The sequence below is a fragment of the Aporhodopirellula sallentina SM41 genome (assembly GCF_000346505.1).
In the GTDB taxonomy this organism is placed as follows: Bacteria; Planctomycetota; Planctomycetia; order Pirellulales; family Pirellulaceae; genus Rhodopirellula; species Rhodopirellula sallentina.
In genome coordinates, this window is record NZ_ANOH01000316.1 from 1 (window position 1) to 957 (window position 957).

1 protein-coding gene is annotated in these 957 nt (G+C 55.1%); it reads right to left on the reverse strand.

Translation table 11 applies throughout. The features are described 5' to 3' along the window. Positions 1-19: 19 nt before the first annotated feature. Complete coding sequence (locus tag RSSM_RS20975) at positions 20-877, reverse strand: IS5 family transposase (RefSeq protein WP_044303182.1); 858 nt, start codon at positions 875-877, stop codon at positions 20-22. Positions 878-957: the final 80 nt, after the last annotated feature.

Consider the following 957-nt stretch of genomic DNA (forward strand, 5'->3'; position numbering starts at 1 on the left):
AACCTATCCGGTAACCCATTCAAGTCGTAAATCCATATTTGAACGGAGGTTGGTCGCCAGTGGGTGCGAGTCGCCTGAGCATTCGACCGATCGATGCAACTTGTACCATAGCCTCACTTGATTCCGTCTTATGTTCGTAATCACGGCTGAGTCGCCGCCAACGTCCAAGCCAACTGAAAGTTCGTTCGACGACCCAACGCTTCGGAAGCAACACGAATCCCTTGGCGCCCTTGGGACGCCGAACGACTTCCAGCTTCCAAGTCAGGTTCGTTTGACGGCCAAGCCAGGAATTCAACGCGTGATTGTGGTACTTCGAATCGGCCCAAATGACTTGCAAGCGTGGTTGCCTCGATTGCGAAAGCTGCTTCATGACTGGTCGCGCCGCATAGGCATCGTCCACCGAAGCGACGGTCACCGTGACCGCGAGCAGCAACCCGAGCGTGTCGACCGCAATGTTTCGCTTTCTGCCCGTTATTTTCTTACCACCGTCGTATCCGCGACTTCCACTTCGTTCGCTCGTTTTGACGCTTTGGCTATCGATGCTACCGGCGCTCGGCTCCATTTCTTCGCTCGGTGCTTCGAGCATTCGGACTGCTCCGACGAGGCGATCATTGATCTTTCGAAGCGTCCCATCATCACGCCACTTGGCGAAGTAGTCGTACACCGTACTTTTGGGAAGTAGATCATGGGGAATCATGTCCCACTGACATCCGCTTCGGCATTGATAGAAAATCGTGTTGAGCACTTCACGCATGTCGACGCTTCGAGGCCGACCGCCTTTGCGACTCTTGCGGGGCCGTGGAATCAGCTCGCTGATGATCTCCCACTGCTGGTCGGTCAAGTCGCTGGGATACCGTTTTCGTTCGCCGCTGGTCATCGCACACTCCGTTGCTTCGAGGAGCACAGAGTCTGGCGATTATCGGCATTTCAGCAAACACCAGTTTCCGGATAGGCTCT

Bases quoted from the DNA above. Each gene is read 5' to 3' on its own strand.
- RSSM_RS20975 (WP_044303182.1), bottom strand. From the start codon at position 877: ATGACCAGCGGCGAACGAAAACGGTATCCCAGCGACTTGACCGACCAG.